This window comes from Sphingomonas sp. 2R-10 (assembly GCF_030062225.1).
In the GTDB taxonomy this organism is placed as follows: domain Bacteria; phylum Pseudomonadota; class Alphaproteobacteria; order Sphingomonadales; family Sphingomonadaceae; genus Sphingomonas.
Map to the genome: position 1 here is coordinate 1 of NZ_JASCXF010000009.1, position 19,233 is coordinate 19,233.

Genomic DNA, 19,233 nt, shown 5'->3' on the forward strand with positions numbered 1-19,233 from the left:
AACCGATGCCGACGCCTCGCCAAGGACTGGGAGGCTTCCATCGCCTCGTCAGAAGCATGGCTCATCATCGCATCCATCAGGCGAATGACCCGCCGTATCGCAAAGCTCGAATTATGAGTCGGGCTCTCAGAGACCGATGCCGACATCGCCGATCTCAATCCAGCAGCCGGACCTCCCGACAAGATCCTTCGATACCTTCGCACCTTGGGTGAATTGGCGGACGTACTGGCGTCAGGGGCGCTTGGTCGGTCGATTCCGATCTGGCTTCGCGAGCGGGGGGTTGAGTGCAGCGTAGATTCGGAAACGACGAAGGCCAGTAAGGAAGGCAAGCGCTTCCGTTTGCGTATGATTAACGGCGAAAGCGTTGAATGTGAATTTCACGCGAAACCATCGGAGGGCGTGTCTCCGGATATGTGCGCGCGGATATACTTTGCGACAGCTTCATTAGCTCCCTTCGTCAAGGTTGGTTATATCGGTCGGCATTCCGTCTGATCTTTCTTGGTAGGTGCGTCACGGCCGAAAAAAGTGAGAGGGCTGCGCCCGGTTCCGTGACGGGTCAGGTTCGAGAGAGAGGCTCCCGACGCCCGTCGCGGAGTAACCCTGATGGCGACAGCCGTTCAGAAGATCACGCTCGCATCCGCGCGCGATATCCCCTTCAACAAGCTGGTACTGAGCCAGTCCAACGTCCGGCGCGTCAAGGCCGGCGTCTCGATCGAGGAACTGGCCATCTCGATCGCGCGACGCGGCCTGATCCAGTCGCTACACGTCCGGGCGGTGGTCGACGCCGAGGGCGCGGAAACCGGCATGTTCGAGGTGCCGGCGGGCGGGCGGCGCTACCGCGCCTTGGAACTGCTTGTGAAGCAGAAGCGGCTCAACAAGACCGCAGCCGTGCCATGCGTGGTGTCGGACGCGGCGAGCGGCATCCTGGTCGAGGAGATCTCGCTCGCGGAGAACGAGGAGCGCGCGCCGCTCCACCCGCTCGACCAGTATGGTGCGTTCCAGGCGATGCGGGACAAGGGCATGACCGAGGAGGCCATCGCCGCCGCCTTCCTCGTCGGCGTCAACGTCGTGAAGCAGCGGCTGCGCCTGGCCTCCGCATCGCCGGTGCTGCTCGACGTCTATGCCGAGGACGGCATGACGCTCGACATGCTGATGGCCTTCACCGTCACCGAGGATCATGCGCGGCAGGAGCAGGTGTGGGAGGCGATCCGCGCGTCGTGGCAGAAGGAGCCGTGGCAGATCCGGCGGATGCTGACCGAGTCCACCGTTCGCGCCTCCGACAAGCGGGCGCTGTTCGTCGGCATCGAAGCCTATGAAGCGGCGGGCGGTATCGTGCTGCGCGATCTGTTCCAGTCGGATGATGGTGGCTGGTTGCAAGACGCGGCCTTGCTCGATCGGATCGCCGCGGAGAAGCTGAAGACGGTCGCGGACGAGATCGCGGGCGAAGGCTGGAAGTGGATCAAGGCGTCGGTGAGCCTGCCCTACGGCGTCGCGAGCGGACTGCGTGCGCTCGCCGGCACGCCGCTCGACCTGACGGCGGAGGAGGAAGCGACGATCGCGGCCCTCACCGAGGAGAACGACCGCCTCGTTGCCGAGTACGAGGATGCGGACGAACTGCCCGACGCGGTGGACGAGCGGCTCGGCGAGATTGAGGCCGCGCTGTCAGCCTTCGACGAACGCCCGGTGCGCTACGACCTCGCCGATATCGCCATCGCGGGCGTGTTCGTGTCGATCGGCAACGACGGCCGGCTGCTGATTGATCGCGGCTACGTTCGTGCCGAGGATGAGGCGTCGGTTGCGGTGGAGCCGGACGACAAAGCGGAGCCAGCCGCTGGCTCCCAAGCTAACTCAGGCTTGGAGCCTACGGTCCAGCGCGCCGTCATCACCATCGGCGGGGCACCGTCGGAACCCGACCCGGACGAGGACGACACCATCCGTCCGCTGCCCGACCGGCTCTGGTCCGAGTTGACCGCGCATCGCACGCTGGCGCTGCGAGATGCGGTGGCGGGCAACCCGCACGTCGCGATGACCGCCCTTCTGCACAAGCTGGTGACGGACGGCTTCGGGCACCGCTCGGGGACGGGCGTGATGGAAGCGAGCGTACGTCGCGTCCACATGTCCGCGCAGGCCGACGATCTCGGTGACAGCGCGTCGGCCCGGTCGATGGACGAGCGGCATCAGACCTGGGGGGCGGACCTGCCGCAGGACGATGATGCGCTGTGGGACCGGCTTGCGACGCTCGACGAGGCGAGCCGGATGGCGCTGCTGGCGCACTGCGTGTCGTTCGGGGTCAACGCGCTCTACGAGAAGCCCAATCCCTTCGGCGGCAACGGCGTCTCCGAGCACGGGCTGCGGGTGCGCCTGGCTCAGGCCGACCGGCTGGCAAGGGCGACCGGGCTCGACATGGTGGAGGCAGGCTGGCGGCCGACCGCGACCAACTATCTCGGTCGCGTGACGAAGACGCGCATCCTCGAAGCGGTGCGTGAAGGAGCCGGCGAGCGTGCCGCCGAACTGATCGGCCACCTCAAGAAGGGTGACATGGCGCGGGAAGCCGAACGGCTCCTCGCCGACAGCGGCTGGCTGCCCGAGCCGCTCCGCCTGGCCGAACTCGACGCGGCGCCCGCCGACGAGAACGGCACGGACGGCGACGCCGATCTGCCGGCCTTCCTCGCCGAGGATGGCGAGGACGATCCCGTCGAGGACGACGAACCGGCGCTGCTCGCCGCCGAATGACCCCGCCTGCGGGGAGCGGTGCAGCGCCGCGCCCCGCCGTCCCCCTTTCGGCCCGGCCTCATCCGCCGGGCCGTTTTCATGTCTGGATCCCGTCATGGCCGACGATTCGACCCCATTCTCCTGCGCACTCGACGCGGGCACGCCGGAGCACGCCGCCCGCGCCCTCGATCCCACGACCGGCGAGTTTGTCGCCGGGACCTATAAGAACGTCTGCCTCGCCGCCGTGCTGGGTGGAGGCGCTCCCAATGCCTGAGGTGATCGAGACCATCGTGTTCCGCCTGGACGAGTTGGACGAGGTGGCCCGCGAAACCGCCCGCGCCTGGTTCCGCCGCATCGGCTTTGACCACGACTGGCACGAGTTCGTCGTCGACGACTTCGCGCGGGTCTGCGCGATCCTCGGCATCGAACTGCAGACCACGCCCCTCCGCCTGTTCGGCGGCGGCACGCGAGCGAAGCCCTGCATCTACTTCTCCGGCTTCTGGAGCCAGGGCGACGGCGCGTGCTTCGAAGGTCGCTATGCCTACGCGCCGACCGCTCTCGCCACCATTCGCGCCCATGCGCCGCTGGACACGGACCTCCATGCCGTCGCCTGCGCGCTCCAGGCGGCACAGCGGCGCAACTTCTATCAGCTCCGCGCCGACATTCGGCACTATGGCCGTTACTATTTCGAGCACAGCATGACGATCGCGGTCGAACGCGATAGTCCGACCGGACAGGAAATGACGGCCGGAGCCGACGAGGCCGTCGCCGAGGCGTTGCGCGATCTCGCGCGCTGGCTCTACCGCCGGCTGGAAGCCGAGTACGAGCATCTGGCCTCGGACGGCGAGGTCGATGCCGCGATCGTCGCCAACGACTACTGCTTCACCACCGATGGTTGCCGCTTCGGCTAGACCGATCAGGTCAGCCGGAGCCAGAAGAGGGAGGGGTCGGCCGGACGGGAGACAAGCCGGTGCGGTCGAGAGAGAGCGCCCTCCGGTCCTCCCTTCCGCTCTCCCGGAGACCTTTCCATGTCCGACCCAGCCGCTTCGCCCGCCCCGTCCTATGATCCGTCGTGGGAGGCTTAGCGTCAGCAACGCAGCGCCGAGCACCGGATGGCCGAGCACCGATTGCAGGTAGATGCCCGACAGGTAGCCGGTGGCCGACCAGACGACGAGCGACAACAATCCGGTGAGAATCGCGATGGAGAACACAGGATCGCGGAACAGGGCGAGGTCCAACAGCGGTTCATCGATCCGCCTCTGACGGTCGACGAACAGTACCAGCGCACCAAGGCCGGTGATGCCGACTATCGCTTGAGAGGCTCCGATCCCGTAGGCAGCGGCCGTCTTCACCGACCAGACGAAGAGCAGCAGTCCGACGAAAGAGAGCAACAGGCTGGCGAGGTCGATCCGGCCACTACCGGTCACCCGCACCTCTCGCAGGAACACGGGTGCCGCGATTAGGAAGAGCAGGACGACTGGTACGTTGATGAGGAAGACGATGCGCGGCATCGCCAGGTAGAGCACCGACCCGTCCATCGCGACGAGAAGCACGAGGCTGAGCACGGTGAGAAGGCCAAGCCACGACCTCCGGCGAGACGATGGGATGGCGACATCAGTCATGGTGAGATTTCTCCGGGCGGCAGGCGCAAAACCGCCTATGCCGCGCGGATCGCTCCAGCGGGTTGCGGCGCGGCGTTTGTCACTATATACTGAATGTAAGTTACGATCGGTATATAGATATGTCAATCGCGCCTGCGTCACCGCGCCGTCTCCGCCTCACGCGGGAAGATCGCTTGCAACAACTCCTCGATGTGTCGTGGCGCATTATCCGTGAGAAAGGCACCGATGCCTTGACCCTCGGGCATCTCGCGGAGGAGGCCGGTGTGACCAAACCGGTGGTGTACGACCACTTCGGCACACGGAATGGCTTGCTGGTCGCGCTCTACGAGGCTTTCGACCGACGCCAGACGACTATCATAGACGAATCGTTGGCCGGAAGTGGGCCGACTCTCGACGAGAAGGCCGGCGTGATCGCCTCCTCCTATGTCGATTGCGTGCTCACGCAAGGGCGCGAAATCCCTGACGTGCTAGCGGCGCTCGCTGGCTCGCCGGAACTAGAGGCGACGAAGCGCACCTATCTGGCGGCCTTCATGGAGAAGTGCCGGCAGGCGCTCGCTCCCTTCGTGATTAATCGCACGCTCTCGACTGCCAGCCTCTGGGCAATGCTCGGTGCGGCGGAGGCGCTGTCGAAGGCTGCCGTCACCGACGAGATTACGCCCAAGCAAGCCAAGGACGAGTTGCTTCGTCTAATCGTCGCGATGGCTGGGAGCGATCGGCGCTGACCCTCCAGTCGCCATTCGTCGCTCAAAGCGTCAGAGCGCGTCTCTTCTCAAAACCGATAGGCTGCGACGCGAGCCGCAGATAGGACGGTACTGAAAATGAGCATAGAAATGATGGAAAAAGTTAGCCGGGATGCGTTGCGTCGATGGATGAATCGACGGGGAAGCAGGCGACACGCTACATCGACGCTGTGCAGTTAAGGTCGCAACCGCTTCGTGCTATGTCTGAAAGCGGTAGAAGGCTTCACCACAGCCGAAAGCCGCCGAAATATCGCCAGAATGCGCCATGCGCTGCTTCCCCCATGCTTCCCCACTGAAACGGGACGAGTCGGGGAAACAAAAAAACGGCCCCGAAGGACCGCAATAACTTCATGATAATGATTGGAAAAACTGGAGCGGGCGAAGGGATTCGAACCCTCGACCCCAACCTTGGCAAGGTTGTGCTCTACCCCTGAGCTACGCCCGCTCTGGCGTTCCGAACCGGCGAACCGGCTGGGGTGAGGCGGGCTATTAGCCGGGGGTTTCGGGGGGCGCAACCCCTAAAACTACTCTTTTCTGAAACCGCCGCGATGCCCACATAGGGGCGGCTGTCACAGGATAAGGAATCGCCGCTTGGCCACGCTAGGACTGACCGCCCCGGAAAAGGATGCCGTGGAGGCGTTCCGCCGCGATGTCGTCGAACCGTCGATGACGAAACTCGTCATCATCGATTTCTGGGCGGAATGGTGCGGGCCGTGCAAGGCGCTGACCCCGATCCTCGAAAAGGTGGCGGAGGCCTATGCCGACAAGGGCGTGGTGCTGGCCAAGGTCGATACCGACAAGAACCAGTTCATCGCGTCGCAATTCCAGATCCGTTCGATCCCGACCGTCTATGCGATGTTCCAGGGGCAGCTCGTCGCCGACCTGACCCAGGCCCGCACCGAAAGCCAGTTGAAGCAGATGCTCGACCAGCTGCTGCGCCAGTTGCCGGTCGCGGCGGGCGAACCTTCCGGTCCCGACATCGAACCGCTGATCGCGATGGGCGAGGAAGCGCTGGCCGGGGGGGACGCGGCGCGCGCGCTGTCGATCTTCGACCAGATCGCCGAGATGGTGCCCGACGATGCGGCGGTGGCGGCGGGCCGGGTCCGTGCGCTGCTGGCGCTGGGCGAGCACGACGCGGCGCAGGCGGCGCTCGACGCGCTGTCCGACGATGCGGCGAAGCAGCCCGGCATCGATCAGGTCCGCGCGGCGCTGGCGCTGGCGCGCGATGTGCAGCCGGTCGACGATCTGGCGGGGCTGAAGGCCGAGGTCGAGGCGAACCCCGACGATCACGATGCGCGCTTCCGTCTTGCCGGCGGGCAGATGGCGGCGGGCGACCGCGATGGTGCGGCCGAATCGCTGCTCAAGATCGTCGCCGCCGATCGCGCGTGGAACGACGATGCGGCGCGCCAGCAGCTGCTCAAGGTGTTCGAGGCGGTCGGGCTGGAAGACCCGTGGGTGTCGCAGCAGCGCCGCAAGCTGTCCGCGATCCTGTTCGGATGAGCGCGCGCGTCTCCGTCTTCCCGCTGGCGGGGGCGCTGCTGTTTCCGAACATGCATCTGCCGCTGCACATCTTCGAGCCGCGGTACCGCGCGATGGTGTCCGACGCGCTGGCACGCGACCGCCGCATCGGCATGATCCAGCCGCGCCCGGCGGGGGGCGATGGCGACGGCGACCATCCGCCGCTGTTCGACATCGGCTGCATCGGGCAGATCGTCGATGTCGAGGCGCATGCCGATGGCCGCTACGAGATCGTGCTGCGCGGGTTTCAGCGGTTCCGCGTGCTGCGCGAACTGGAGGTGACGACCGCGTTCCGGCAGGTCGAGGCGGAGATGCTGCCGGTGGTCGGCGACGCCACGCTGGCGCTGGCCGAGCGGGCGTCGCTGGAGATCGAATCGCGCCGCTTCGCCGACCGGCTGGGCTATGCGGTCGACTGGGAATCGGTCGCGCGGCTGGATGACGAGAGCCTCGTCAACGGCATCGCGCAGATCGCGCCGTTCGACGTCGCGGCCAAGCAGGCGCTGCTCGAAGTCGACGAACTGTCGGCGCGTGCGGAACTGATCGTGCAACTCATGCAATTCTTCGGGCGACATGGCGATGACGAAGAGGCGACGCTGCAATGACGGGCGAGCGAGGCGAGACGACCGGCGAGACGATCGACCCGTGGCTGTTGTCGATCCTGGTATGCCCGGTAACGCGGACCCCGCTCGTCCATGACGCTGCGGCCGACGAACTGATCTCGGAGGCCGCCGGCCTCGCCTTTCCGATCCGCCGCGGCGTGCCGGTGCTGCTGGTCGACGCGGCGCGCCCGTTGTGAGCCGCGACCTCAGCGGCAAGTGGAGCGGGATCTTCAACTATCCCCACACCAACCCGCCGACCGCGTTCGAGGCGGATATCGCCGATCTGGGCGGGTCGATCGTCGGCACGATCCACGAACCCGACCTGTATTCGGTCCCGCCCGGCGCGCTGATCGCCGCGGCGATCGACGGCCATCGCGACGGCGCGAAGGTGACGTTCAGCAAGTTCTACGACGATAGCGAAGGCTATGGCGACATGGTCGTCTATGCCGGGATGCTGAGCGACGACGGGTGCGAGATCAGCGGACGCTGGGACATTCCCGGCATGTGGTCGGGCAGTTTCCTGATGATCCGTCCGGCGACGGCCATTCCGGCTATGGAACATGCGACGGAGAGGGCAAGGGAAGCGCCGGAGGATTGATCGCCGGAAAGCAGCAGGACCAATCTGCCGTCCTTTTCCACCGAATGGTCGCTTTGCCAGTTCTTGCTTCCGCATCCATTGGGCAGTTTCCGTAACATTGCAGTGTGTCCGTACGAATTTCGGCACAACGCCGAGGACGGGCCGCCAGCCGCAACCCGGAAGGAACCAGGGAGGTACGGACCATGCCGGAACATGTCGTTGCGAGGGGAGAGGCGCTGGGTGGCATCGCCGCGCGATACGGAACGAGCTGGCGGGATCTGGCTGCCGCCAACCGGATGCGCGATGCCGATATGATCCGGATCGGGCAGCGGTTGCATGTGCCTGGTCGCAAAGGAGCCGCGTCGGCCGGACCGAAAGGCGCTGACGACCGCCCCGCCACCCCGTCACCGAGGCCCGCGCCGGGGCGCGAAGGCAGTACCACCCTGTTCCTTGCCAGGCTGATGGAGTTCGGCGACCGTCAGGCGAAGGCGGACTTCGATGCCGGCAAGCGCGTGGTCGTGGCACTGCGCGTGCCGACCAATCATCAGGACAATCCCAACGGGAAATATGACGACAAGGTCGCGGTCCTGCGCAAGCTGGTCGACGGCACGGTGCAGATCCGGACGTTCGATGGCTGTACCGAGCCGGCGGGTGCCTATGCCCATGGCAAGCGACGGGCGGCCCGGGGATCGACCACCGACATGAACGGCGACGGCAAGATGGATCTCGGCCGGTTGCGGCCGGGCAGCTATCGCTATCGCAAGCGCGAAGGAAATTTCATGAACGCGGTGGCGTTCAGGGCCACACGGACCCAGACGGTGGAACGCGATACGAATCAGGACGGAAATTTCGACGATCGCGATCCCAACCGGATCGACACCAGGGGCGCGCAACGATCGGTGCTGATCCATCGCGGCGGTTCGGAAACCTTCACCGGTTCTGCTGCATGCCAGACGATCAAGCCCAGCCAGTATCCCTCGTTCCTTTCCGCCATCTCGATCAGTTCTCAACCGGAGTTCAGCTATGTCCTTGCCCGCCGTTGAAGCCCGTTTGTCCCCGTGGCTGGTTGCCGCCGCTTTGGCGCTGGGACTGGCCGGGTGCGGATCGGCGGGCGAACCGCGTGCGGAAAACACCGCTGCCGTAGTTCCGTCCGTCGCCACCATCGATCCGGTCGAACCGGCGCCTGCGTCACCGGTGGCGATGCCCGACAACGCCACGGGCGCACCCCCTTCCACGCGGACGCCGGGCGAGGAAGCGCCGGCTGCGCAGGTCGAGGGGCGGTGGCAGGTGATCGATGCGGCGGGACCGGCGAGCGGCCGGGCAATGATCGGGCGGACGCTGTCGTTCACCGATACGGCGCTCGGCTGGGTCGGCGCGGACGGAAAGGTCGAGGCGGGCTGCCCCGATCCCTTTTATCACGTCGTCATCGATCCGGCGCATTTGCGCAACTTCGCCCCCGCGTTCGCGGTGGGATGGCCGAAGTTCGCGCTGCCCGCGGACCGGGTGGGGGCAATGCACGTCTGGGAATGCGGCGACGCCGATTCGATCTTCGGCCCCGCCGAACCGGCAGCGGGTTCGGCGTTCTTTCCAGTCGGCGGCAACCGGCTGGTCATGAACTGGAACGACGGGACGGTGCTGCTGCTGCGGCGTCCAGGTTAAGCCGTAACCCCCTGCAGCAGCTTCGGCAGCTTGCCCGTTTCGCCGCGCGCTTCGGCCATGAACGCGGCTTTCAGCGGCGGGATCGAATCGACCGCCGACAGCCCGAAGCGCCGCACCGCGCTCGCCGCCTTGCCCGGAATGCCGAACAGCCGGGTGAGGCCGTCGGTCGCCAGTGCCACCGCGAAGGTGTCGAGCCCGCGCCACCGCTGATACCGTTCCAGCAGATAGGGATCGCCGAGGTCCAGCCCGGTGCGCTTGCCCTCGACCAGCACCTCGGTCAGCGCCGCGACGTCGCGCAGGCCCAGGTTCAGCCCCTGGCCGGCGATCGGGTGGATGCCGTGCGCGGCGTCGCCGACCAGCACCAGCCGGTCGGCGGTGATCCGCGCGGCATGGTGGAAGCCCAGCGGATAGCTCGACCGCGCCGACAGGTTGGACAGCTCCCCCAGGAACCCGCCCATCTTCTTCGATGCTTCGGCGAGGAACGCGCGGTCGGACAGTTTCAGCATCGCCGGCCGGTCCTTCGCATCGACCGTCCACACGATCGCCGAGCGATGGCCGTGCGCGTCGTCGTTCAGCGGCAGGATCGCGAAGGGTCCCGCGGGATAGAAGATCTCGTAGGCGATGTTTTCGTGCGGTTCGGCATGGCCCAGCGTGGTGATGATCGCGGCATGGTCGTAGCTCCAGCGCGCGACGCGGATGCCCGCCGCCTCGCGCGTCGGCGAATTGCGCCCCTCGGCGGCGATCAGCAGCGGCGCGGTCAGCGTATCGCCGCCCGCCGTCGTCACCGTCACGCCCTGCGCGTCGCGCCGCACGTCGATCGCGCGGTCCTTGTACCGCAGGTCGATATGCGGCGAGGCGATGGCGGCGTCGTAGATCGCCTGCCGCAGCCGCTTGTTCTCGTACATCACGCCGACCGGATCGTCGGCGGCATCGGGGACGAAGTCGAGCTTGCCCGGTTCCAGCCCGTCGGTCGCGCGGATCGCGGCGATCGGGCAGCCTTCGTCGCCCAGGCCCGGCGCGATGCCGATCGCGTCGAACATGCGGTGCGTCGCGCTGGCGATCGCCGAGGCGCGGCCGTCGAAGCCGGGCGCCAGCGTCACCGCCGGATCGGCCGGATCGAGGATGATCGAGGTCAGCCCATGCACCCCCAGCGCCACGCCCAGCGTGCTGCCGACCAGCCCGCCGCCCAGGATGATGAGGTCCGCCTGTGCCATAAAACCTGTCCTATCGTCATGCCCACCGGTCGGGACCGCTACCATGTACCAACGCCGTTCGTGCTGAGTAGGGGCTGAGCGCAGTCGAAGACCCGTATCGAAGCATCTGGCCGCAAGCGGTCCTTCGATACGCCCTTTCGACAAGCTCAATGGCTACTCAGGACGAACGGGTCGTCCGGATGCTCCTACGATCTAGGCTCTCGCGCATCCCGCCGCAACGCCAGCTTGACGGCAGAGCATCGTGCGGCGCAAATCAAGATATTCTTGAATGTAAGGTGGAACGAATGGCGAGCAACGCGCAGCCGATGTTGTGGCGCGACGCGATGAAGGCGGGTGCGAAACGTAGCGGCGCGATGATCGGCGCGACGGTCCTGTTCCTGGCCATCGTCGTGATCGCGGTCGCGCTGCTGAGCTATTCGCCGGCCGATCCGTCGTTCAGCACCGCCGCGGGTGGTCCCGTCGTCAACAAGCTGGGCGCGCCGGGCGCGCTGCTGGCCGATGCGCTGCTGACCGTGTTCGGCGTGGCGGTGGCGATGCTGTTGCCGCTGGGGCTGATCGTCAGCGTCCGGCTGTGGCGCGACGTGCCCGTCGGTCCGTGGCCGCGGATGGTGCGCGACTGCCTGATCGGCGTGCTCGCGATGGGCACCACGCTGGCGTTCGTGTCGGGGGAGGCGATCCTGACGCTGCCCGCCGGCTATGGCGGGGTGATCGGGTGGAGCGTCGCAGCGGCGGTGCAGGGGCTGATCCACCTGATCGGCGTGCCGGTCGCCGAGCTGTGGACGATCCGCGTCGTCGCGCTCGCCACCGGGCTGTTCGGGGTGTGGCGCTGGGCCAAGGGGCTGACGATCGAGATTCCCGACGGCACGTTCCGCCTGCCCAGGTTCGAACGCCGCGTCCGTGCCGAGGGCGACGATGCGGACGGCTATGACGACGAGCTGCCGTTCGATCCCGCACCGCGCGCGCCGTTGCTGGCCGATGCCGATCCCGACGAGGACGACGACGCGCCCGCCCGGCCGCAGCCGCGCCGCGTGGCCAAGGCCGACGATCGCGCCCCGCCGGTCATCGCCGATCGCGCCGCCTCGCCCGCGCTCGCCAGCGCGCCGCGCCCGGCGAGCAGCGAGGGCCGCGACAATTTCCAGCTGCCGTCGATCGACCTGCTCACCCCGCCGCCCGAATCGACCGGCCCCGGCATCGACAAGGCGGCGCTGGAGCGCAATTCGCGCCTGCTCGAAAGCGTGCTCGACGATTTCAACGTCAAGGGGCAGGTGGTGAAGGTCGCCCCCGGCCCGGTCGTGACCATGTACGAACTGGAGCCCGAACCCGGCATCCGCGCCAGCCGCGTGATCCAGCTGGCCGACGATATCGCGCGCAACATGTCGGCGATCTCCGCGCGCGTCGCGACGATCCCCGGCCGCACGGTCATCGGCATCGAACTGCCCAACCAGCGGCGCGAGACGGTATCCCTGCACGAACTGATGGCGAGCCAGGCGTTCGCCGACCAGAATGCGCAGCTGCCCATCGTGCTGGGCAAGAACATCGCGGGCGATCCGGTCGTCGCCGATCTCGCGCCGATGCCGCACCTGCTGGTCGCGGGCACGACCGGATCGGGCAAGTCGGTCGGGCTGAACTGCATGATCCTGTCGCTGCTCTACCGGCTGACCCCGGACCAGTGCCGCATGATCATGATCGATCCCAAGATGCTCGAACTCAGCATGTATCGTGGCATCCCGCACCTGCTGGCCGATGTCGTGACCGACCCGCCCAAGGCGGTGCGCGCGCTCAAATGGGCGGTCGAGCAGATGGAGGACCGCTATCGCATGATGGCGTCGATCAACGTCCGCTCCCTCGCCAGCTTCAACGACAAGGTCCGCGCCGCGATGGCGAAGGGGCAGAAGCTCGGCCGCAAGGTGCAGACCGGCTACGACGCCGATACCGGTACGCCGATCTACGAGGAAGAGACGCTCGACCTGTCACCGTTGCCGCAGATCGTGGTGATCGTCGACGAACTCGCCGACCTGATGATGACCGCGGGCAAGGAAGTCGAATTCCTGATCCAGCGGCTGGCGCAAAAGGCGCGCGCGGCGGGCATCCACCTCATCATGGCGACGCAGCGCCCGTCGGTCGACGTCATCACCGGCGTCATCAAGGCCAACCTGCCGACGCGCATCAGCTTCCATGTGACCAGCAAGATCGATTCGCGCACCATTCTGGGCGAACAGGGCGCCGAGCAGCTGCTGGGGCGCGGCGACATGCTCTATATGCCCGGCGGCAAGGCACTGGCCCGCGTCCATGGCCCCTTCGTCAGCGACGAGGAGGTGCAGGCGGTGTCGGATTTCTGGCGGTCGCAGGGCGCGCCTGACTATATCGACGCCGTGGTCAACGAGCCCGAGGGCGATGCCGGCTTCAGCCTCGACGGTGCACCCACCGGTGACGATTCGCCGGAGGAACAGACCTTCCGCCAGGCGTGCCAGCTGGTGGCCGAGAGCCAGAAGGCGTCGACCAGCTGGCTCCAGCGCCAGCTGCGCGTCGGCTACAACTCGGCGGCGCGGCTGATCGAGCGGATGGAGAAGGAAGGGCTGGTGTCGCGACCGGACCATGTCGGCCGGCGCGAGGTGCTGATGGATGCGGACGGGCGGCCGACGGGGTAGGTTTTCTGCCCATTTCCGCCCCGTTTGCTTCGAGCGCAGGTTCGAGCCTGTCGAGAACCGTAGTCGAGAAGGCGGTGCCCCAAACGGGCGGGTTCTCGACCGACGCTTCTCGACAAGCTCGAAGCCGCTCGAACCGAACGGGTTGGGGGCGGTGGCCCAAAATCCCTCCGTTCGTCCTGAGTAGCCATTGAGCTTGTCGAAAGGGCGTATCGAAGGACCGTTCGCGGCCAAGTGCTTCGATACGGGTCTTCGACTTCGCTCAGCCCCTACTCAGCACGAACGGTTTGCTGGGCACGGCCAAGCATGGAACACCAGCGCCTCCCCATCACTTCACTCCCAGCCCCAACCGCACGGACGCCCCATGACCGACCTGACCCTCAACGACGGCCGCACCATCCCCGCGATCGGCTTCGGCACCTACAAGGTACCGGCGGAAGACGCCGCGCGCCTGTCGCGCGACGCGCTCGATGCCGGCTATCGTCTGATCGACACCGCTGCCTTTTACGGCAACGAGGCCGGCGTGGGTGAGGCGACCGCGGGCACCGACGCGTTCGTCACCACCAAGCTGTGGCGCGACGACATGGGTCATGACGCGGCGCTGCGCGCGTTCGATGCCAGCGCCGCGAAGCTGCCGCGCATCGACCTGTTCCTGATCCACTGGCCGATGCCGTCGCACGACCGCTATGTCGAGACGTGGCAGGCGCTGGTGCGCCTGCGCGAGGAAGGGCGGGTCGCGTCGATCGGCGTGTCGAACTTCTCGCCCGACCATCTCGACCGGATCGTCGATGCGACCGGCGTGGTGCCCGCGCTCAACCAGATCGAGCTGCATCCGACCTTCCAGCAGCGCAAGGCGCGCGCCGCGCACGAACGCCTCGGCATCGTGACACAAAGCTGGTCGCCGCTCGGGCAGGGCACGCTGCTGACCGACCCGACGATCGCCGCGATCGCGCGCGAGGCCAGCGCGACCCCGGCGCAGGTGATCCTCGCGTGGCACCTGCGGGCCGGGCTGGGCGTGATCCCGAAAGCGTCGTCGCGCGCGCGGATCGCGGAGAACCTTGCCGCGCAGGCGGTGCAACTGTCCCCCGACCAGATCGCGAAGCTCGACGCGATGGACCGCGAAGACGGTCGTCTGGGGCCGGACCCCGACACCCTCTGAAATCCTCCCCGGCACGGGGAGGGGGACCATGCGAAGCATGGTGGAGGGGGTGTCCACAGTCGGGACCGTTGCGTTGCGAGGCGAACTCCCTCCACCAGCTGCGCTGGTCCCCCTCCCCGTGCCGGGGAGGATTTGTTAGGGATCGCCATGCTCCCCATCCACGCCGTCCTGCCCGACCTGCTCCGGACGCTGCGCGACCGCACTTGCGCCGTCCTCGTCGCGCCGCCGGGCGCGGGCAAGACCACCGCCGTCGCCCCTGCGCTGCTGGCCGAGCCGTGGGTCACCGGCGAAATCCTGCTGCTGTCCCCCCGGCGCATCGCCGCCCGCGCCGCCGCCGAGCGCATGGCCGCGACCGCCGGCGAACCCGTCGGCCAGACTTTCGGCTACGCGACCCGCATGGACAGCAAGCGCTCGGCGGCGACGCGGGTGACGGTGATGACCGAGGGCATCTTCGTCGCCCGCATCCAGGTCGATCCCGAGCTGAGCGGCGTATCGGCGGTGCTGTTCGACGAGGTCCACGAACGCAGCCTCGACAGCGATTTCGGCCTCGCCCTCGCGCTCGATGCACAGGCGGCGCTGCGCCCCGACCTGCGCATCCTCGCCATGTCGGCGACGCTCGATGGCGAGCGCTTCGCCGCGCTGATGGACGACGCGCCCGTGCTCGAAAGCGAGGGCCGCTCGTGGCCGCTCGACCTGCGCCATATCGGCCGCAATGCCGAAGCGCGCATCGAGGACTCGGTCGCCGCCGCGATCCGCCGCGCGCTGACCGAAGCCGAGGGCGGCATCCTCGCCTTCCTGCCCGGCGTCGCCGAGATCGAGCGCACGGCCGAGCGCATCGCGGTGCCCGATGGCGCGGTGCTCCACCGCCTGCACGGCACGCTGCTCCCCGCCGAACAGCGCGCCGCGATCGCGCCCGATCCGGACGGGCGGCGCAAGATCGTGCTGGCGACCAGCATCGCCGAAACCTCGCTGACGCTGGATGGCATCCGCATTGTCGTCGATTCCGGCCTCGCCCGTCGCCCGCGCTACGACCGCGCGGCGGGCATGACCCGCCTGACCACCGAACGCGCGAGCCAGGCCGCCGTGACCCAACGCGCGGGGCGTGCCGCGCGGCAGGGGCCGGGCATCGCCTATCGCCTGTGGGAGGCCGCTGCGACCGCCGGACTGCCACGCTTCGATCCGGCCGAAATCCTCGAGGCCGACCTGTCGGCGCTGGTGCTCGAATGCGGCAAATGGGGGGTGACCGACCCGACCAGCCTGCGCTGGCTCGACCCGCCGCCCGCCGCCGCGGTGGGCGAGGCCCGCGCGCGGCTGGCGACGCTGGGTGCGATCGACGGCGACGGCCGCCCGACGGCACACGGCCTCGCCATCGCCGCGCTGCCGCTCAACCCGCGCCTCGGCCACATGCTGATCCGTGCCGGCGAACAGGGCTTTGCCGGTACGGCAGCGGAGGTCGCGGTGCTGCTGGGCGAGCGCGGGCTGGGCGGCTCCGACACCGATCTCGACCAGCGCCGTCGCCGCTGGCGCACTGAACGCGGCCAGCGCGCCGATGCGTCGCGCCGCCTCGCCGACCGCTGGCGGCGGCTCGTGAAGGGGACCGACGATCCTCCCGCCGATGCCCTCGCCCGCAGCGTCGCGCTCGCCTTTCCCGATCGCATCGCCAAACGTCGCGATGCGGGCGGCGAACGCTGGGCATCGGTCGGCGGGCGCGGCTTCACCCTCGATGCGGCGGCGCTCGGCACGGCCGAATGGCTGGCGGTCGCCGAGACCCAGGGACAGGCGGCGGGCGCACGCATCCTGTCCGCCGTCGCGATCGATCAGGCGACGGTCGAACAGCTGTTCGGCGATCGGATCGAAACGCGGCGCAGCGTCACCTTCGATCCAACCACACGCGGCGTTATCGCCCTGCGCGAACGCCGGCTCGGTGCGGTCCGCCTGTCGTCCGGCCCCGATGCCGCCGCGTCCCCGCAGGAGATCGTCGCCGCGCTGACCGAGGGCGTGCGCCGCGACCTGTCGCTGCTGCCGTGGGAGGGGGCGGAGACGCTGCGCCGCCGATCGGCCTATGTCGCGGCGATGCTGGGGCGTGACGATCCGCTGGGCGACGCCGCGCTGACCGCCGCGATCGACGAATGGTTGACGCCGCTGCTGGCGGGCAAGCGCCGGCTGGAGGCGGTAACCGGGCTGCACGACGCGCTCGAACAGCTTGCCGGGTGGGACTGGATGCAGCAGCTGCGGCGCCTTGCGCCCGCGCGGTTCGAAAGCCCGGCCGGGTCGAGCCACGCGATCGACTATGCCGCCGAAGGGGGGCCGCGCGTCGAACTGCGGGTGCAGGCGTTGTTCGGCCTCGCCACCCATCCGATGGTCGCCGGGCAACCGCTGACGCTCAGCCTGACCTCGCCCGCCGGCCGCCCGATCCAGACGACGCGCGACCTGCCCGGCTTCTGGGCGGGATCATGGCGCGACGTGTCGAAGGAAATGCGCGGCCGCTATCCACGGCATCCGTGGCCCGACGATCCGGCGGCGGCATCGGCGACACTCCGGACGAAGAAGGCGGATACGCGGCGGGATTGACCTGCACCGCCCCAACCGTTCGTGCTGAGTAGGGACTGAGCTTGTCGAAGGCCCGTATCGAAGCATCTGCCCCAAGCGGTCCTTTGATACGCCATTTCGACAAGCTCAATGGCTACTCAGGACAAACGGTGGAGTCTGGCCGGCATTACCTCACCCCTCGCCATGCCCCTTCGCCAGATATTCCTCCGACCGCATCTCCTCCAGCCGGCTGATCGTCCGGTCGAATTCGAACCGTCCGTCGCCGGTCGGATACAACTCGCCCGGTTGCGCATCCGCCGCCGCCAGCAGCTTCACCCGATATTCGTATAGCGCATCGATCAGCGTCACGAACCGCGCTGCCTCGTTGCGGTTCTCCGGGCCGAGGATCGGTATCCCGACGAGGATCACCGTGTGGAACGCGCGCGCCACCGCGAGGTAATCGGGCGCGCCGCGTGCCTCGCCGCACAGTCGCTTGAAGCTGAACACCGCCACGCCCTTCAGCGCCCTGGGCACGTGCAGCGTCCGCCCGCCGATATCGAGGTCGCACGACGGCACGTTCGCCGCATCCTCGACCGGGTAATCGGTCAGGCGGAAGAATGCCGCTGATAACGCCTCGGTCGCCGCCGCGCCGTTGGGCACCAGCCAAGTATCGACCTGTCCCAGCCGGTCGCGGCGGTAATCGGTCGGCCCGTTGAGCGGCAGCACGTCGAGGTTCGATTCGAGCAGCGCGATGAACGGCAGGAAGCTGTCGCGCTGCAACCCATCCTTGTACAGGTCGACCGGCGGGCGGTTCGACGTCGCGACGATCGTCACGCCGTGGGTCATCATCTCGGTGAACAGCCGCGACAGCACCATCGCGTCGGCAGTGTTGTTGATGACCATCTCGTCGAAGGCGAGCAGCTTCAGGTCCTTCGCCAGCGCCTCGGCGACCGGCGGCACGGGGTTGCCGGCTTCCCTGGCGCGTTCGGTGGCGAGGCGGGCATGGACCTCGATCATGAAGGCGTGGAAATGGACGCGGCGCTTCGCCGGATCGACGACGCAGTCGTAGAACAGGTCCATCAGCATCGACTTGCCGCGCCCGACGCCGCCCCACAGATACACGCCGCGCGGGACCGGGGCGTCCTTGCCGGTCAGGCGCGCGAACAGCCCGCGCCGAGGTGGCGAGTCGATTTCGGCGGCAAGGCGCGACAGCCGCTGCGCAGCGGCACGCTGTTCGGGATCGGGGCGGAGTTCGCCGGCGGCGACGAGGCCGTCGTAGCGGGTGAGGACGGTCATGGCAGGATTACTCCCCCTGAATGACCCCTCCGCTTGTCCTGAGTAGCCATTGAGCTTGTCGAATGGCGTATCGAAGGATCGTCGCCAACGGAAACGGTCCTTCGATATGCGCCTTCGACAAGCTCAGTCGCTACTCAGGACGAACGGATATTGCCGAACGGATCAGATGATCCGCTCGACTTCCATCTTCTTGATCTCGGCGATCGCCTTGGCGGGGTTCAGCCCCTTGGGGCACACGTTCGCGCAGTTCATGATCGTGTGGCAGCGATACAGCCGGAACGGGTCTTCCAGCTCGTCGAGCCGTTCGCCGGTCATCTCGTCGCGGCTGTCGGCCAGCCAGCGATAGGCCTGCAACAGGATAGCCGGACCCAGGAACTTGTCGCTGTTCCACCAGTAGCTCGGGCACGATGTCGAGCAGCACGCGCACAGGATGCATTCGTACAGCCCGTCGAGCTTCGCGCGTTCGTCGGGCGACTGGAGCCGTTCCTTGCCCGCGGGCGTCGGGGTGACGGTCTGCAGCCACGGCTTGATCGACGAATATTGCGCGTAGAAGTGCGTGAAGTCCGGCACCAGGTCCTTGATGACGTCCATGTGCGGCAGCGGCGTGATCCGGATGTCGCCCTTGATATCCTCGATCGCGGTGGTGCAGGCGAGGCCATTGCGGCCGTCGATGTTCATCGAGCACGACCCGCAAATCCCCTCGCGGCACGAACGGCGGAAGGTGAGCGAGGGGTCTTGCTCCGACTTCATCTTGATGAGCGCGTCGAGCACCATCGGCCCGCATTCGTCCAGATCGATCTCGAAATCGTCGTAGCGCGGGTTCTGGCCTGAATCCGGGTCGTAGCGATAGACCTTGAATTTCTTGATCCGGCCCGCGGTCGGCGACTTGTGGGTCGTGCCCTTCTTGACGACGCTGTTCTTGGGCAAACGGAATTCGGCCATGGTGCTCGCTCGGTTCGGCTT

General features: G+C 67.5%; 17 protein-coding genes, 1 tRNA gene and 1 pseudogene. 15 read left to right on the plus strand and 4 right to left on the minus strand.

What is annotated here, in order from left to right; translation table 11 throughout:
- The 6 genes and pseudogenes from QLH51_RS05855 to QLH51_RS05880 all read left to right on the plus strand — a co-directional run.
- Positions 1-117 (plus strand): annotated as a pseudogene (locus QLH51_RS05855) (IS5/IS1182 family transposase); the annotation flags it as partial.
- Between the two features lie 486 nt (positions 118-603).
- A complete protein-coding gene (locus tag QLH51_RS05860) occupies positions 604-2,733 on the plus strand; it encodes a ParB/RepB/Spo0J family partition protein (protein ID WP_125656186.1) in 2,130 nt (709 codons plus the stop codon).
- Positions 2,734-2,827: 94 nt separating this feature from the next.
- On the plus strand, positions 2,828-2,986 hold the full coding sequence (locus QLH51_RS05865) for a hypothetical protein (RefSeq protein ID WP_164516099.1): 159 nt from the start codon (positions 2,828-2,830) through the stop codon (positions 2,984-2,986).
- Positions 2,979-3,623 carry an antitoxin of toxin-antitoxin stability system gene (locus tag QLH51_RS05870; protein WP_125656183.1) on the plus strand — a complete coding sequence of 215 codons (645 nt, stop codon included), beginning with the start codon at positions 2,979-2,981 and terminating at the stop codon, positions 3,621-3,623. The genes QLH51_RS05865 and QLH51_RS05870 overlap by 8 nt, the downstream gene beginning before the upstream one ends.
- Positions 3,624-3,824: 201 nt before the next feature.
- Entirely contained in the window at positions 3,825-4,175 is a 351-nt protein-coding gene (locus tag QLH51_RS05875) for a hypothetical protein (RefSeq protein WP_125656180.1), read from the plus strand.
- Between the two features lie 332 nt (positions 4,176-4,507).
- Entirely contained in the window at positions 4,508-5,056 is a 549-nt protein-coding gene (locus QLH51_RS05880; RefSeq protein ID WP_206428921.1) for a TetR/AcrR family transcriptional regulator, read from the plus strand.
- A gap of 388 nt (positions 5,057-5,444) precedes the next feature.
- Here the strand turns inward: QLH51_RS05880 and QLH51_RS05885 are convergent.
- Positions 5,445-5,519, minus strand: a tRNA-Gly gene (locus QLH51_RS05885).
- A gap of 161 nt (positions 5,520-5,680) precedes the next feature.
- On the opposite strand from QLH51_RS05885, the gene QLH51_RS05890 reads away from it, so the two are divergent.
- The 6 genes from QLH51_RS05890 to QLH51_RS05915 all read left to right on the plus strand — a co-directional run bounded on the left by QLH51_RS05890 (position 5,681) and on the right by QLH51_RS05915 (position 9,427).
- On the plus strand, positions 5,681-6,574 hold the full coding sequence (locus QLH51_RS05890; protein ID WP_125656231.1) for a tetratricopeptide repeat protein: 894 nt from the start codon (positions 5,681-5,683) through the stop codon (positions 6,572-6,574).
- Complete coding sequence (locus QLH51_RS05895) at positions 6,571-7,194, plus strand: LON peptidase substrate-binding domain-containing protein (RefSeq protein ID WP_125656174.1); 624 nt, start codon at positions 6,571-6,573, stop codon at positions 7,192-7,194. Before QLH51_RS05890 ends, QLH51_RS05895 begins: the two co-directional genes overlap by 4 nt.
- Positions 7,191-7,388 carry a Trm112 family protein gene (locus QLH51_RS05900; protein WP_125656171.1) on the plus strand — a complete coding sequence of 66 codons (198 nt, stop codon included), beginning with the start codon at positions 7,191-7,193 and terminating at the stop codon, positions 7,386-7,388. The genes QLH51_RS05895 and QLH51_RS05900 overlap by 4 nt, the downstream gene beginning before the upstream one ends.
- A complete protein-coding gene (locus QLH51_RS05905) occupies positions 7,385-7,789 on the plus strand; it encodes a hypothetical protein (protein WP_125656168.1) in 405 nt (134 codons plus the stop codon). The genes QLH51_RS05900 and QLH51_RS05905 overlap by 4 nt, the downstream gene beginning before the upstream one ends.
- Positions 7,790-7,971: 182 nt before the next feature.
- Positions 7,972-8,811 (plus strand): LysM peptidoglycan-binding domain-containing protein, encoded by an 840-nt coding sequence (locus QLH51_RS05910; RefSeq protein ID WP_125656165.1) that lies wholly within the window; start codon positions 7,972-7,974, stop codon positions 8,809-8,811.
- Positions 8,792-9,427, plus strand: coding sequence for a hypothetical protein (locus QLH51_RS05915; protein ID WP_283514429.1), 636 nt, complete (start codon positions 8,792-8,794; stop codon positions 9,425-9,427). The genes QLH51_RS05910 and QLH51_RS05915 overlap by 20 nt, the downstream gene beginning before the upstream one ends.
- Here QLH51_RS05915 and QLH51_RS05920 read toward each other — a convergent pair.
- Positions 9,424-10,641 carry a UbiH/UbiF/VisC/COQ6 family ubiquinone biosynthesis hydroxylase gene (locus tag QLH51_RS05920; protein ID WP_125656162.1) on the minus strand — a complete coding sequence of 406 codons (1,218 nt, stop codon included), beginning with the start codon at positions 10,639-10,641 and terminating at the stop codon, positions 9,424-9,426. The genes QLH51_RS05915 and QLH51_RS05920 overlap by 4 nt on opposite strands.
- A 284-nt stretch (positions 10,642-10,925) precedes the next feature.
- Here QLH51_RS05920 and QLH51_RS05925 point away from each other — a divergent pair, with 284 nt between their 5' ends.
- The 3 genes from QLH51_RS05925 to hrpB all read left to right on the plus strand — a co-directional run bounded on the left by QLH51_RS05925 (position 10,926) and on the right by hrpB (position 17,016).
- Positions 10,926-13,289, plus strand: coding sequence for an FtsK/SpoIIIE family DNA translocase (locus QLH51_RS05925; RefSeq protein WP_125656159.1), 2,364 nt, complete (start codon positions 10,926-10,928; stop codon positions 13,287-13,289).
- A 361-nt stretch (positions 13,290-13,650) separates the two neighbouring features.
- Positions 13,651-14,445 carry an aldo/keto reductase gene (locus QLH51_RS05930; protein ID WP_125656156.1) on the plus strand — a complete coding sequence of 265 codons (795 nt, stop codon included), beginning with the start codon at positions 13,651-13,653 and terminating at the stop codon, positions 14,443-14,445.
- Positions 14,446-14,592: 147 nt separating this feature from the next.
- On the plus strand, positions 14,593-17,016 hold the full coding sequence (hrpB, locus tag QLH51_RS05935) for an ATP-dependent helicase HrpB (RefSeq protein ID WP_125656153.1): 2,424 nt from the start codon (positions 14,593-14,595) through the stop codon (positions 17,014-17,016).
- 150 nt (positions 17,017-17,166) lie between these two features.
- On the opposite strand, the gene zapE is transcribed toward hrpB, so the two are convergent.
- Entirely contained in the window at positions 17,167-18,270 is a 1,104-nt protein-coding gene (gene zapE / locus QLH51_RS05940; RefSeq protein WP_125656150.1) for a cell division protein ZapE, read from the minus strand.
- A gap of 162 nt (positions 18,271-18,432) precedes the next feature.
- A complete protein-coding gene (locus QLH51_RS05945; protein ID WP_125656147.1) occupies positions 18,433-19,212 on the minus strand; it encodes a succinate dehydrogenase iron-sulfur subunit in 780 nt (259 codons plus the stop codon).
- Positions 19,213-19,233: the final 21 nt, after the last annotated feature.